The organism is Kribbella sp. NPDC020701 (assembly GCF_055562215.1).
The window spans coordinates 370,802-384,225 of record NZ_JBVHFT010000005.1; the positions used below are offsets into that span (position 1 = coordinate 370,802).

Annotated in this window: 11 protein-coding genes; 5 read left to right on the forward strand and 6 right to left on the reverse strand. The window is 67.4% G+C overall.

Features of this window, described 5'->3' with window-relative positions:
- The 4 genes from ACZ3HV_RS14840 to ACZ3HV_RS14855 form a co-directional block, all read right to left on the reverse strand.
- The gene (locus ACZ3HV_RS14840) at window positions 1-981 is read right to left on the reverse strand and encodes an ABC transporter permease (protein ID WP_465684509.1); all 981 of its coding nucleotides are present in this window, start codon (window positions 979-981) and stop codon (window positions 1-3) included.
- Window positions 978-2,003 (reverse strand): ABC transporter ATP-binding protein, encoded by a 1,026-nt coding sequence (locus ACZ3HV_RS14845; RefSeq protein ID WP_465684511.1) that lies wholly within the window; start codon window positions 2,001-2,003, stop codon window positions 978-980. The genes ACZ3HV_RS14840 and ACZ3HV_RS14845 overlap by 4 nt, the downstream gene beginning before the upstream one ends.
- Window positions 2,004-2,078: 75 nt before the next feature.
- The gene (locus tag ACZ3HV_RS14850; protein ID WP_360377878.1) at window positions 2,079-3,761 is read right to left on the reverse strand and encodes an ABC transporter substrate-binding protein; all 1,683 of its coding nucleotides are present in this window, start codon (window positions 3,759-3,761) and stop codon (window positions 2,079-2,081) included.
- A 167-nt stretch (window positions 3,762-3,928) separates the two neighbouring features.
- Window positions 3,929-4,972 (reverse strand): LacI family DNA-binding transcriptional regulator, encoded by a 1,044-nt coding sequence (locus ACZ3HV_RS14855; protein ID WP_465684514.1) that lies wholly within the window; start codon window positions 4,970-4,972, stop codon window positions 3,929-3,931.
- A gap of 230 nt (window positions 4,973-5,202) precedes the next feature.
- Here ACZ3HV_RS14855 and ACZ3HV_RS14860 point away from each other — a divergent pair, with 230 nt between their 5' ends.
- Window positions 5,203-6,396 (forward strand): ROK family transcriptional regulator, encoded by a 1,194-nt coding sequence (locus ACZ3HV_RS14860; RefSeq protein WP_465684516.1) that lies wholly within the window; start codon window positions 5,203-5,205, stop codon window positions 6,394-6,396.
- Here the strand turns inward: ACZ3HV_RS14860 and ACZ3HV_RS14865 are convergent.
- Window positions 6,393-7,616, reverse strand: a complete 1,224-nt coding sequence (locus tag ACZ3HV_RS14865; protein ID WP_465684518.1) for a family 16 glycosylhydrolase — start codon at window positions 7,614-7,616, stop codon at window positions 6,393-6,395. The two genes, ACZ3HV_RS14860 and ACZ3HV_RS14865, sit on opposite strands and share 4 nt — an antisense overlap.
- Before the next feature lie 401 nt (window positions 7,617-8,017).
- Here ACZ3HV_RS14865 and ACZ3HV_RS14870 point away from each other — a divergent pair, with 401 nt between their 5' ends.
- The 4 genes from ACZ3HV_RS14870 (at window position 8,018) to ACZ3HV_RS14885 (ending at window position 12,542) form a co-directional block, all read left to right on the forward strand.
- A complete protein-coding gene (locus ACZ3HV_RS14870) occupies window positions 8,018-9,883 on the forward strand; it encodes a ricin-type beta-trefoil lectin domain protein (RefSeq protein ID WP_465684520.1) in 1,866 nt (621 codons plus the stop codon).
- Window positions 9,883-11,253: a ricin-type beta-trefoil lectin domain protein gene (locus ACZ3HV_RS14875; protein WP_465684522.1), complete on the forward strand. Its 1,371-nt coding sequence runs from the start codon at window positions 9,883-9,885 to the stop codon at window positions 11,251-11,253. Before ACZ3HV_RS14870 ends, ACZ3HV_RS14875 begins: the two co-directional genes overlap by 1 nt.
- Window positions 11,254-11,340: 87 nt before the next feature.
- A complete protein-coding gene (locus tag ACZ3HV_RS14880) occupies window positions 11,341-12,186 on the forward strand; it encodes a MerR family transcriptional regulator (RefSeq protein WP_465684524.1) in 846 nt (281 codons plus the stop codon).
- 5 nt (window positions 12,187-12,191) lie between these two features.
- Window positions 12,192-12,542, forward strand: coding sequence for a VOC family protein (locus ACZ3HV_RS14885; protein WP_465684526.1), 351 nt, complete (start codon window positions 12,192-12,194; stop codon window positions 12,540-12,542).
- A 23-nt stretch (window positions 12,543-12,565) separates the two neighbouring features.
- Here the strand turns inward: ACZ3HV_RS14885 and ACZ3HV_RS14890 are convergent, their stop codons facing one another.
- The gene (locus ACZ3HV_RS14890) at window positions 12,566-13,342 is read right to left on the reverse strand and encodes an AlkZ-related protein (RefSeq protein ID WP_465684528.1); all 777 of its coding nucleotides are present in this window, start codon (window positions 13,340-13,342) and stop codon (window positions 12,566-12,568) included.
- Window positions 13,343-13,424 lie beyond the last annotated feature (82 nt).

The window sequence follows — 13,424 nt, forward strand, 5'->3', positions numbered from 1 at the left end:
TCAGCCCTCCTTCCGGGTACGCGGGTCGAGCAGGAGGTACGCGATGTCGGCCATCAGGTTGGCGACCAGCACGGACAGCGTGATCACCAGGAACACGCCCTGCATCAGCGGGTAGTCCTTCGCACCCACGGCCTGGAACAGGTTGTAGCCGATGCCCGGGTACGAGAAGACGATCTCGACCAGCAGCGTGCCGCCGACGATGAAGCCGAGTGCCAGCGCGAAGCCGGACACGTTCGGCAGCAGCGCGTTGCGGGCCGCGTAGCCGACCATCACCCGGCGCTCGGGCAGACCCTTGGCGTGGGCAACGGTGATGTAGTCCTCGGACGCGACCGTCACCATCATGTTCCGCATGCTGAGGATCCAGCCGCTGACCGACGAGATCAGGATCGTCACCGCCGGCAGCAGGCTGTGCTGGATCGCGCTGCCGATGAACTCACCGTTCCAGGACGGCACCAGGCCCGGCTCGTACCCACCCGACGACGGGAAGATGCTGTTCGGGCCGGCCAGCAGCGTGATCGCCAGCAGCCCGAGCCAGAAGTACGGGATCGACGACAGGAAAGTTGTCACCGGCAACAGTCCGTCCAGCCAGGAGCCGCGTCGCCAGCCGGCCAGGACGCCGAGCGACGTACCGATCATGAAGCTGGCGAACGTGGTGATGCCGACCAGTGCGATCGTCCACGGCAGGCTCTGCCGGAGGATCTCCGAGACTGGCGTGGGGAAGAAGGTGAACGACAACCCGAGGTCGCCATGGAACACCTGCCCCCAGTAGTCGACGTACTGGCTCCACAGCGACGCGTTCTTGTCCAGGCCGAACAGCACGTACAGCGAGTTGATCGCCTCGGTGCTCATCTGGCCCTGGAACTTGTTGATCAGCGAGGTGACCGGGTCACCCGGGATCAGCCGCGGGATGAAGAAGTTGATGGTGAGCGCGGCCCACGCGGTGAAGAGGTAGAAGGCGATCCGTTGCAGCAGGAACTTCACTTGGCCGCTCCTTCCTCGTAGAGCCAGCAGGCCGCCCAGTGACCGTCGTTCGCGGGCAGGTCGAAGCGGGGCGGAAGGTCGGTCGAGCACTTCGGCATCGCGTGCACGCAGCGCGGGTGGAAGCGGCACCCGGACGGCGGCACGATCAGGCTCGGCGGCTCGCCGCTGCCCTGGTCCTCCGGAGCGCGTGGATCACCCACGCGGTCCAGCCGATCGGGGTCGGGAGCGCTCTCGATCAGCAGGCGGGTGTACGGATGTGCCGGGTTCTGCGTGACGGTTTCGGAGTCACCGCCCTCGACGATGCGACCGGCGTACATCACGAGCGTCTCGTCCGCGAAGTACCGGGCCGACGCGATGTCGTGGGTGATGTAGAGGATCGCGAGGTTGAGCCGCTCCTTCAGGTCACGGAGCAGATTGAGTACGCCGAGCCGGATCGACACGTCGAGCATCGACACGGGCTCGTCCGCGAGCAGCGCCTCGGGGTCCGCGCCAAGTGCGCGGGCGATCGAGACGCGCTGCCGCTGGCCGCCGGACAGTTCGTGCGGGAACTTGTCGAGGTAGCGCTCCGGCGGGGTGAGCTGAACCTGCACCAGGAGGTCGCGCAGGTTCTGCTCCAGATCGCCGTCGCGCCCGTGGATCTTCAGCGAGCGGGTCAGGTGGTACCGCACGGTGTGCGTCGGGTTCAGCGAGGCGAACGGGTCCTGGAAGATCATCTGCACCCGGCGGCAGTACGCGCGGAACTTGCGGCCGCCGCGGACCGTGATGGTCTCGCCGTGCAACCGGATGTCACCGGATGTCCGCCCGTACAACTGGGCGAGCAGCCGGGCAACGGTCGACTTCCCCGAGCCGGACTCACCGACCAGCGCGGTCACCCGGCCCCGGCGCAGGGTGAGCCTGATGTCGTCCACGGCGTGCACGACCTTGCGGTCACGGGTGAGCAGCTCGCGGACGCCCCGCCGGACGGGGAAGTGCTTGGTGAGGCCGTCGGCCTCGAGAACCACCTCGGTGTCGGTCACCGTCATGGAATCGGGTCTCTCTGCTGGATTGGCACCGCGGGCGCCGGACCAGAGGAATGGCCCGGCGCCCGCGGTCCGGCCTCACTGGCTGCCGGCGGGCTTCAGGTTCAGGACGATCTGCAGCGCGTTCTGCTGGGTCGGCTGAGCCGGCCCGTACTGGTTCTGCTCGTCCGGCCAGCCGACCCAGTTCTTGGTGCTGTAGAGACCGCCGACGTTCGACGCCGAGGTGGGGATCACCGGCATCTGCTCGACCATGATCTTCTGCAGCGTGTTCAGCGCCGTGGTCCGGGCGGCGTCGTCGGTGGCGTTGGCGTACTGGTCCAGCGCCTTGGTCGCCTCCGGGCTGTTGAACCGGCCGTAGTTGCCGCTCACGCCGCCCTTGCCGACCGGCTTCAGGATCTTGCCGTCCATGATGTTCTGGTAGATGTCGAACGGCGTCGCACCACCGTTGGTCCAGTGCATCGCGGCGTCGAAGTTGCCCTCGTCGATGTTCTTGAACCACGCGTCCTGGTTGGCCTTGTCGACGGTCGCCTTGATGCCGATCGTGGACAGGTTGTCCTTGATGATCTCCAGGTCGGTGATGTAGTCGGACCAGCCGGCCGGGTCGGTCAGCGTGATCGTCACCGGCTTGCCGGTCGGGTCCTTCAATGCGTCGCCCTCGAACTTGAAGCCGGCGTCGGTCAGTTCCTTCTTCGCAGCGTCGACGTCGACCGAGTGCTTCTTGTCCTTGAACTCCGGCGCGATGAACGACTCACCGGCCGGGGTCGGGATGCCCGTGACGGACTCGACCTTCGGGTAGAAGTAGCCGGCCTCACCCTGCTGGAAGATGTCGTCGCGGTTGATTACCTTGTCCATCGCCCGCCGCAGCGCCGGGTTGTCGAAGGGCTTGCGGGTGGTGTTGATCCACAGGCCGTGGATGCCGAGGTTCGCCGGGAACCAGAGCTTGTGGTTCGCCGGGTCCTTGTCCTGGTACACGGCTTTCACGTTCGGGACGAAGACGAAGCTCCACTCCGACGCGCCGTTGGCCAGCGCGGTGGTCTGCGCGTTGTTGTCGTTGTACGACGTGTACCGCAGCTCCTTGACCTTCGGCAGGTCCTGCCAGTACGAGTCCCGCAGCGTCAGCGTGGTCGTCTGCGGGGTGAACGACTTCACCGTGTACGGACCGGTGCCGATCGGGCTCTTCAGCGTGTCCTGGGTCGGGTCCTTCAGCGTCGACCACTGGTGCTTCGGGACCACGAACACGGTCAGGATCTTGTTCTGGTTGGTGAACTGGGACCGGGTGAAGGTCAGGTCGACCTTGTTGCCGGACGCGGTGATCGTGCCGTACGGGATCGCGTCCTGGTTCAGGCCCTCGTTGTCCTTGCGCAGCTGGAACGAGTAGGCGACGTCGTCGGCCGTCATCGGCTGGCCGTCGGACCACTTCACCCCGTCGCGGATCGTGAACGACAGCTTGGTGAAGTTCGCGTCCCACTTCCACTCGGTCGCCAGCCACGGCTTGCCGGGCTCGGTCGGCTTGATGCCGTTGATCATCACCAGCGGCTCGAAGATCATCCAGCGGTAGCCCAGTGAGGCGCCCGAGGAGGAGCCGAGGAACGGGTTGTGGTTCTCGGTCTGTGGGCCGTTGGGCATGCCAACGTTCAGAACGGTGGCCGCGGTGCCGGACGTGCTGCCGGTGTTGTTCCCGTCCCCGCTACTACAGGCAGCCAGGGTGGCTGCCGCGAGCAGGCCCGTCAGGGCCAGCGCGACAGTGCGTCGTGCTCGCATCGGTTCCTCCTGTGTATCTGTTGGCGGATGCTCACGCCTGAGCCGCGTGAGCAGGTGCATCGTGGCGTGAGAACGCTCTCATGGGAAGAGCGGACGCCTTAACGGATCGATATCGGGGGGTTACTGCCGGCGGCGGGACAGGGGCAGCTGTCCCGCCACCGGAGTCTTCAGTGGGACCGGGTTCTCGGGGCGGGCCTGGTCCTCGTGGTGACGGTCGGGGCGGTTGAGCTGCGGACGATCAGCGTCGTGGGCAGCACTTGGGGCTCGTCCGGCAGCGGGGTGCCGCCGAAGTAGCCCATCAGCATCCGGGCCGCCGCCTGGCCCATCTGGCGCATCGGCTGATGCACCGTGGTCAGGGGCGGCTCGGTGTGTTCGGCGTACGGGATGTCGTCGAACCCGACCACCGACACGTCGTTCGGCACGTTCCGCCCGGTCTCCCGGACGGCCTGGATGGCGCCGCCGGCGGAGAGGTCGTTGTGGGCGAAGATCGCGTCGAAGTCGAGTCGCTGGTCGAGCGCGTGCTGGACGCCGCGGCGCCCGCTCTCGTGGGTGAAATCGCCTTCGAACACGAGTCTCCGGTCGAGCTCGAAACCGGCCTCGGCGTAGATGTCGCGGAAGCCGTCCAGGCGTTCGTGGGTGCAGCCGAACCGTTCGACGCCGGTGATCACCAGTGGCCGGCGACGGCCGAGTTCCAGCAGGTGCCGGGCGGCGGACTCGCCGCCGGCGTAGTTGGTGGTGGCGACGGACGGGAACTGCGGGCGCTTGGCCCGGTCGTCGATCAGGACGACCGGCAGGCCGCGCGCGTGGAGTTGCTCGATGTAGGTGAGGGTGCCTTCCGGCTCGATCACCAGCAGGCCGTCGAACGACTGGGCCGAGACCTGCGAGGCGAACTGGTGCATCGACTCCTCACCCCGGTTGAAGGTGAACAGCAGCAGTCCGTAGCCCTCGCTCTCGACCACGTCGACGGCGCCCTGCAGCACCTCGCCCATCCAGGGCCAGGTGAGCGACGGGACCAGCATGCCGACGATCCGGGTCCGGCCGCGGGCCAGACCGACCGCGCGGGCGCTCGGCACGTACCCGAGCTCGGCGATCACCTGGCGGACCCGCTCGGCGGTGCGCAGGTCGAGCTCGCCCTTGCCGTTGAGCACGCGGGAGACCGTCGTCTTGCTGACGCCGGCACGCGCGGCCACATCGGCGATGGTGATCGACACTGCACGGCTCCCCTCGGGCGGGTGAGGCTCCAGCTGATCGCCGGAACCGGTTTCGGAAGCGGTTCCGTAGAGTGAAGCCGAGCGGACGAGGAGTCGTCAATCACGGGCGGGTAACGAATCGCTGCTTAGTTCACAACTTGGAGGAAGGGTCCTCTTCCGGTCGCCGGAGTGACGTGATGAACTCTGGGCGAGCGGCCTGCCTGGGGCCGGACCGGGTAGGGGCAGAGGGCATGGATGTTCGGCGGACCACTGTGCGCGACATGCGCCGGTCCAACCGGTCGGTCATCCTGTCCAGCATCTATCGCGACGGTCCCCTGAGCCGCCAGGAACTGAGTGTCCGGACCTCGCTGAGCGCCGCGAGCGTCAGCAACCTGGTCGGCGAGCTGATCGCCGAAGGTGTGGTCGAGGAGGCCGGATCGGTCGAGTCCGAAGGCGGCCGGCCGCGCGTCCTGCTGCGGGTGTCACCGACGTTCCGGTACGTCGTCGGCGCCGAAGTCGGCGAGACCCGGGTCCGGGTCGAGTTGTTCGACCTGGCCATGAACGTGCTGGCCACCGTCGACCACCCGATCGAGGAGCCGCAGCCGTCGGTCGTCGTGAAGCACGTGCTGGAAGGCCTTGCGACCGTGATCGCGTCCGCCGGCGTGCGCCCGGAGCTGGTCCTCGGGCTCGGCGTCGCGGTGGCCGGCATCGTCGAGGGTGATGCCGTCGTGCATGCGCAGACGCTCGGCTGGGACGCCGTACCGATCGGGCAGATGCTTGCCGAGGGCACCGATATTCCGATCCAGGTGGACAACGGCGCGAACACGCTCGGCCAGGCCGAGATGTGGTACGGCGCCGGCCGCGGAGCCACCGACGCGGTGGTCGCGCTGGTCGGCTCCGGCGTCGGTGCGGCCCTGGTCACCGACGGCTCGAGCTACCGCGGAACCCGAAGCAGCGCGGGCGAATGGGGCCACATGACGATCGCGTACGGCGGTCGCCAGTGCCGATGCGGCGCGATCGGGTGCCTGGAGGCGTACGTCGGTGCCGAGGGTGTGCTGGATCGCTATCGCCAAGCGGGCGGATCCGGGTTGTCCGCCGACGAGGAGACGGCGTTCGTCGAGTTGCTGGAGGTCGCGAGTACGTCGGAGGTAGCGGCAACGGTCGTCACCGACACGATCGGGTATCTCGCCGCCGGCTTCGCGAACCTGGTCAACCTGGTCAACCCCGAACGCATCGTCCTCGGTGGCTGGGCCGGTCTGCTGCTCGGTGAGCGGTACCTGCCCCAGTTACGTGAAGAGGTCGGCAAGCACGCGCTGCGACAGCCGTATCAGCAGGTCTCGATCGTCCTGTGTGCGCTGGGCCGCGACGCCGTTGCTCTCGGCGCCGCGACCCTTCCGGTGTTCCGGTTGCTTCGCGAGGGAGGCGCGCTACCTCCGGCGCGTTAGACGTTCCACTTCTGGTTCGCACCGCCGCCGCAGCTCCAGGTTTGCAGCGGGGTCGCGTTGGCGGAGTTGTTGCCGGTGACATCGAGGCACTTGTTCGCCTGTGGATTCACCAGATCGCGGGCCGCGGTGTAGTTCCATTGCTGGGCGCCGGATCCGTTGCAGGTCCAGAGCTGGACTTTCGCCCCGTCGGCAAGGGATCCGGCGTTGACGTCGAGGCACTTGCCCAGGGCCCGGATCGTCCCGTCACCGGGCCGGGTCCACTGCTGGGCGTTCGTACCGTTGCAGTCGTAGAGCTGGACCGGCGTACCGTCCGCCGTTCCCGCAGCCGCCACATCGACGCACTTGTTGGCCAGTCCGGTGATCTGGGATCCGCCGGAGCCGGCGCCGAGGGTGGAGACACGGACGTAGTCGACGGTCATCGTCTGCGGCATCACCGTAGAGCCGTCCGGGTAGCCCGGCCAGTAGCCGCCCACCGCGACGTTCATGATCATGAAGAACGGGTGGTTGTAGACCCAGGTCTTGCCGTTCAGATCGGCCGGTGTCCGGCGCTGGTACTGGACTCCGTCGACGAACCAGGAGATCGCGTTCGGCTCCCAGTCGACCCGGAAGGTGTGGAAGTCGTCGGCGAACGACCACCCGTTCGGATGGTTGTACGCGGCACCGATGCCGTCGGCACCGGAGTAGCCCGGTCCGTGGATCGTGCCGTGCACGGTCGCGGGCTCGCGGCCGATGTTCTCCATGATGTCGATCTCGCCGTCGGCCGGCCAGTTGCCGCCGCCGAGCATCCAGAACGCCGGCCAGATCCCTTGTGACCTGGGGATCTTGATCCGTGCCTCGAACCGCCCGTAGGTCTGGGTGAACGTCTGCGCGGTGAGCAGCCGGGCCGAGGTGTACTGGCACGGGCCGTAGTGACACTGGAAGCCGCCGTTCTCCTGGCGGGCGGTGATCACCAGGTTGCCCTGGCCGTCGAGGGCGGAGTTGCGGGTGCTGTTGGTGTAGTACTGCCGCTCGTCGTTGCCCCAGCCGGAGCCGCCGATGTCGTAACGCCACTTGCCGGGGTCGGGGGCCTGGCCGGACGGGCCGTCGAAGTTGTCCTCCCAGATCGTCGCCGTCGCCGCGGCGGGCGCCTGCTGACGGGCCTGGGCGGGGGCTTGCAGGAGGGTGGTGCCGACCAGTGCGGCACCGATCGCGACGAGCGCCGCGACACGGGAACGCTTCATGGATGCCTCATTTCTCACGGGGGGCGTCAGGAGTGAAGGCTAAGGGTGTGTCCCCTCGTCCCCTGCGTGCTGCGCGGCACTCGGCACGGCACCTCGGCGCACTGGCGCAAAGGCCACGATGCTCCGCATCGAGACCTTCGCTCCAGCACGCCGATGCACCGCGCCGAGCACCTGCTCGCGACTGCAGGGGACGAGGGGACACACCCTGGCCGCAGCTTGCTGTGAGAACGCTTTCACGTCAAGCCCGGGACTAAATAAAAGACCTGAAAAAAGTCTCGGTTCGGCGTTGACACGACGATTCACCGATGGTTACCTCATGGTGACCACCAGTTGCGGCGCGGGCAGACGCCGGCAACTCCCTGTTGTCCTCAAAGCCCTTTAGAACAAGGGAGAACCGCCCCATGCCCGCGAAACGCCTCCTGCCCGTCGCGGTCGCCGCCTTGTGCGTGGCCGCCGCCGGACTCGGTTTCGGCACCGCCCCACCGGCCCAGGCCGCCGGTGAGCAGGTCAACATCTGGCTCACCACGACGAACGACTCGGCCGGACAGAACGTCACCCGTGGCCTGCAGCAGCAGAGCCCGATCAGCTTCGGCCCGGCCGGCGGCTCGGCCAACCAGACGATCACGGTCAACGAGAACACGACGTACCAGTCCTTCGAGGGCGGTGGCGCGTCGTTCGCCGACAGTTCCGCCTGGTTGCTGAACAGCAGCAACACGATCTCGGCCGCGACCCGCAACCAGGTCATGAAGGACCTGTTCGACCCGGTCAACGGCATCGGCCTGGCCTTCATCCGCAACCCGATGGGTGCCTCGGACCTGGCCCGCTTCAACTACTCCTACGACGACACCTGCTGCGACCTGAACGACTTCAGCATCAACCACGACCTGGCGGACGTGGTCCCGCTGACCAAGCAGGCCAAGCAGCTCAACCCGGCGGTCAAGGTGATGGGCTCGCCGTGGAGCGCGCCGGCCTGGATGAAGGACAACAACGACTTCGTCCACCGCGGCTGGCTGAAGGCCGAGTACTACCCGCTGTACGCGCAGTACTTCGTCAAGTACCTCCAGCAGAACGAGGCCCAGGGCAACCACATCGACTACATCTCGGTGCAGAACGAGCCGACGTGCTGCGGCAACGACAACACCGGCTACGCCTCGATGAACTGGAACGGCGCGGGCCTGCTCAACTTCACCAAGAACCACCTGTTCCCGGCGCTGCACGCCGCCGGGCTCTCCACCAAGGTGCTGATCCTCGACTACAACTGGGGCAACTACAACGACCTCGGTTCGGTCCCGATCGCGGACGCCGGGCTGCGCAACGACCCGAACTTCGGCGGCATCGCCTGGCACGGGTACGGCGGCGACGTGAACCTGCAGACCCAGATCCACAACCAGTACCCGAACGTGAACGCGTACATGACCGAGCACTCGGGCGGGACCTGGATCCCGAACCAGCAGGTCGAGGACATGAACAACCTGATCGACTACACCCGCAACTGGGACAAGTCGTGGGTGAAGTGGGGCATCGCGCTCGACGAGGACCACCTGCCGTTCGTCGGAGCCGGCTGCAACGTCTGTACCGGGCTCGTCACCGTGCACCGCAACGACAGCCAGCGCGGTCAGGTCACCAAGACGGTCGAGTACTACACGATGGGCCACCTGACCAAGTTCGTGAAGCCGGGTGCGCTGCGGATCGACTCGAGCGCGAACAACTCGGTGAAGAACGTGGCCTGGAAGAACCCGGACGGTTCGAAGGCACTGATCGCGTTCAACACCACGGGAAGCCCGCAGTCGGTGCGGGTGAACTGGGGCTCGCAGTCGTTCGTCTACACACTGCCCACCAAGACGTCCGCGACCTTCACCTGGTCCGGCACGCAGGGCGGTGGCGGCGGCGGTGGTTCGGCGATCACCGGGCTGGCCGGCAAGTGCATCGACGTCGCCGGAGCCAACAGCGCCGACGGGACCGCCGTACAGCTTTACGACTGCAACGGTACGGCGGCTCAGCAGTGGGAGCGCCCGGGTGACGGGACGATCCGTGCCCTCGGCAAGTGCCTCGACGTGAACGCCGGATCGGTCGCCGATGGTGCTCGCGTGCAGCTGTATTCGTGCAACGGAACTGCCGCCCAGCAGTGGACCTATACGAGTGGGAGAGACCTGGTGAATCCGCAGGCGAACAAGTGTCTTGATGTCACCGGCAACAATTCCGCGAACGCGACCCCACTGCAGATCTGGACCTGCACGGGTGCGGCGAATCAGAAGTGGACCGTCTGATGCGCCGGGTGGCGGCGCTCGCCGCGGCGCTGGTGCTCGGTGCGGGACTGCTCATGACGGCCGCACCCGCGCAGGCGGCGACCGGGACGATCACCGGGTTGGCCGGCAAGTGCGCCGACATCGCCGCGGCCAACACTGCCGACGGGACCGCCGTACAGCTCTATGACTGCAACGGAACCGGCGCGCAGAACTGGAGCCGCAACTCCAATGGCACGTTGACCGCGCTCGGCAAGTGTCTCGATGTCAGCGGCGGCTCGGTCGCGAACGGTGCCCGGATCCAGCTGTGGACCTGCAACGGAAGCGCCGCGCAGCAGTGGACCTACACGTCCGGCCGCGATCTGGTGAACCCGCAGGCCAACAAGTGCCTCGATGTCACCGGCAACAACTCCGCCAACGGCACACCGCTGCAGCTGTGGACCTGCACCGGTGCGGCGAACCAGAAGTGGAACGTCCCGGCGGCCGACGACGGACCGCCGCCGGCCGGTGGCGCGCCGATGGCGGCAGCGCCGTACCTGTACCAGGGCTGGGGCAGCCCGCCCAACCCGGCGACCGTGATGAACGCGACCGGGGTCAAGTGGTTCACGATGGCGTTCATCCTGTCCAACGGATACTGCAACCCTCAGTGGGACGGGAACCGGCCGCTGACGGGTGGTGTGGATCAGCAGGCGCTCAACACGATCCGCGCCAACGGCGGTGACGCCGTGGTGTCGGTCGGAGGCTGGTCCGGCAACAAGCTCGGGCAGAGCTGCAACAGTGCGAGCGAGCTGGCCGACGCGTACCAGAAGGTGATCAACGCGCTGTCGCTGAAGGCGATCGACGTCGACATCGAGGACCAGGAGTTCGCCAACGCCGCCGTCCGGCAGAAGGTGATCGACGCGCTGAAGATCGTCGAGCAGAACAACCCGGGCATCGCGACGTACCTGACCTTCGGTACGACGACCTCCGGTCCGGACGGCAACGGTCAGGACCTGATCCGGCGGGGCGCGGCCTCCGCGCTGAACCTGGACGGCTGGGTGATCATGCCGTTCGACTTCGGCGGTGGGTCGAACAACATGGGCACGCTGACCCGGCAGGCGGCCGATGGCCTGAAGAACCAGGTCAAGTCGGCGTACGGGCTGAGCGACGACGCGGCGTACCGCAAGATCGGGATCTCGTCGATGAACGGGATCACCGATGTCGCCGGGGAGCGGGTCAACCTATCCGACTTCGAGTCGATGCTGTCGTACGCCTCGGAGCACCACCTGGCGCGCTTCACGTTCTGGTCGGTCAACCGTGACCGCCCGTGCACCGGCGGCCCGGCCGACTCCTGCGGCGGCGTCCCTCAGCAGCCCTGGGACTACACCAAGGTCATAGGCCGCTACCGCGGCTGACCTCTCCACCAACAACTGCCCGCCTGATCTTTCAGGCGGGCAGTTGCGTGTTGACCCTCCGGTTACCGGAGGGTGGAAGCTTGTCGCATGACGGCAACGGTGACAGTCGGCGAGTTCTCCCGCCTCACCCATCTGAGCGTGAAAACGCTGCATCATTACCACGAGATCGGCCTGCTGGCGCCCGCGACGGTCGATCCTTCGTCCGGCTACCGGCGCTACGCCACGGCTCAGGTGGAGACGGCGTTGCTGATCCGCCGGCTCCGCGAGCTCCGGATGCCGTTGCCGGAAGTCCGCGAGTTGGTCGAGACCACCGACGGCACGAAGCGCGAGGAAACGCTGCGGACGCACCTGGAGCGGATGGAGCAGGAGCTCGCGCACACCCGTGAGGTCGTCGTCTCGTTGCGCGAGCTGCTCACCCCCGGCCGGCCCGCGCTCGATGTCGAATACCGGTTCATCCCCGCGTTTCGTGCGTACGGCGTGCGCGATCGGGTCGAGCGGGAGGGGATCGGGCCGTGGTGCGAGTACGCGTTCGGCCGGCTCAACGCGGTCGCCGGTGACATCACGGCTACGGCGGGAGCGACGTACAGCGACGACTTCTTCGCCGAGGACGCGGGCGAGGTCGTCGCGTTCCTGCCGGTCGCGCCGGACCAGGCGCCGGCCGACGGGGTCGAGCTCGTCGACCTGCCCGGCGGGTTCTTCGCGATCGCCGTCCACAGCGGGCCGCTGACCGACTTCGACCGCAGCTACGGCGCACTCGGTACGCACGTCGCCGAGCACTGCGAGGTCGCGCCGGGCCCGATCCGCGAGCTGTATGTCGTCGGGCCGGGGGACGACCCCGATCCCACCACCTACCGAACCGAGATCTGCTGGCCGATCCAGCGAATCCCTGCGACTGGGGCGGGGTCGGGAAAGAATCCAACACTGAGAGGCTGAAATCCATGTCCATCACGCTTGAGAACGTCGTCTTCGACTGCGCCGACGCCGGCGCCCTCGCCACCTTCTGGGCCGACGTGCTGTCCTCGAAGGTCGATGCTGACAGCAATGAGTTCTTCGCCACCGTGAACCGGTCCGCGGACGGGCCGACGCTGATGTTCGTCCAGGTGCCCGAGCCCCGCAACGGCAAGAACCGCCTGCACGTCGACCTCGCCACCGCGGACTGGTCTGCCGAGCTCGACCGCCTGGTCGGCCTCGGTGCCAAGCGCCTCGACGAGCACGACGAGTACGGCACTCACTGGATCACCCTCGCCGACCCCGAAGGCAACGTCTTCGACCTGGCCGAGATCCGCTGAGGCCGGCACAGGTTCTCGGTGCGCTACGGGTGACTGGACGAGTACCGGGTGCCGTCGAAGCTCGCGTTGCCGAGCTCGACCTGTTGCTCCAAGCGGGCTCGCGCTGTCGCCACCGGCCAGCGGAAGGCGCGGGCGAGTTCGCCTGCCGTGGTGGCGAGCATGGTGTCCAGGAACCGTCGGGTCGCGAGCGCATGGTCGGCCGCGCCACCGATGTCGAACTGGTGACAGGTGAGTGAGATCATCGCGGCCGGCCAGCCGGATCCGGTTTCGTGGACACCGGCTGTGGTCACCAGCAGGGTGCGCTGCAGCTCGGTGATCGCCCGTTGATAGCGGCTGCGATCACCGACCAACGCCCGCAGGGTTGCGCTCGGCAACGGCTCGGCCGCGATGGCGTCGGCGATCTCGTGTGCGGTCGGAGACAGGTTCAGGAACAGGTGGTCGCCGGGGTCGCCCGCGGCTGGGTAGAGCGCGGTCAGCAACTCCGGCGACAAGAACGATCCACGGCCGCCGAGGTAGGCGCCGTACCAGGCGAGCCCTCGCCGGGGCAGCTCGTCCTTCCAGGTCCAGACACGTTGCTCGTTCGTGCCCATGCCGCTACCGAACGGCTCCTCGTCCTCGCCGGCGACCGCCTCCCACAGCGACGGGACGACGGCTCGCGGTGCCGGGAAGAGCAGCGCGAAACCGACGTCGTCGACGAACCTCGCGGCGCGCTCGATCGATCCGATCCGTCGGCCGCGGATCCACCAGCGGGTGGCGCGAGCCTGGCCGAGCTCGGCGTCGGAGGTGCTCGGGAGTCCCATAGGGCCAGTCAATCATCAGTCCCTTGTGCTGGTCGGACGCGCGGAGGAGTGTGGGTTGTGACCGGCGGCGCCGGCGGGGTGC

Excerpts from the sequence above, each read along its gene's own strand:
- ACZ3HV_RS14860 (WP_465684516.1), top strand. The coding sequence starts at position 5,203 with ATGGATGTTCGGCGGACCACTGTGCGCGACATGCGCCGGTCCAACCGG.
- ACZ3HV_RS14865 (WP_465684518.1), bottom strand. The coding sequence starts at position 7,616 with ATGAAGCGTTCCCGTGTCGCGGCGCTCGTCGCGATCGGTGCCGCACTG.
- ACZ3HV_RS14885 (WP_465684526.1), top strand. The coding sequence starts at position 12,192 with ATGTCCATCACGCTTGAGAACGTCGTCTTCGACTGCGCCGACGCCGGC.
- ACZ3HV_RS14880 (WP_465684524.1), top strand. The coding sequence starts at position 11,341 with ATGACGGCAACGGTGACAGTCGGCGAGTTCTCCCGCCTCACCCATCTG.
- ACZ3HV_RS14870 (WP_465684520.1), top strand. The coding sequence starts at position 8,018 with ATGCCCGCGAAACGCCTCCTGCCCGTCGCGGTCGCCGCCTTGTGCGTG.
- ACZ3HV_RS14890 (WP_465684528.1), bottom strand. The coding sequence starts at position 13,342 with ATGGGACTCCCGAGCACCTCCGACGCCGAGCTCGGCCAGGCTCGCGCC.
- ACZ3HV_RS14850 (WP_360377878.1), bottom strand. The coding sequence starts at position 3,761 with ATGCGAGCACGACGCACTGTCGCGCTGGCCCTGACGGGCCTGCTCGCG.
- ACZ3HV_RS14875 (WP_465684522.1), top strand. The coding sequence starts at position 9,883 with ATGCGCCGGGTGGCGGCGCTCGCCGCGGCGCTGGTGCTCGGTGCGGGA.
- ACZ3HV_RS14845 (WP_465684511.1), bottom strand. The coding sequence starts at position 2,003 with ATGACGGTGACCGACACCGAGGTGGTTCTCGAGGCCGACGGCCTCACC.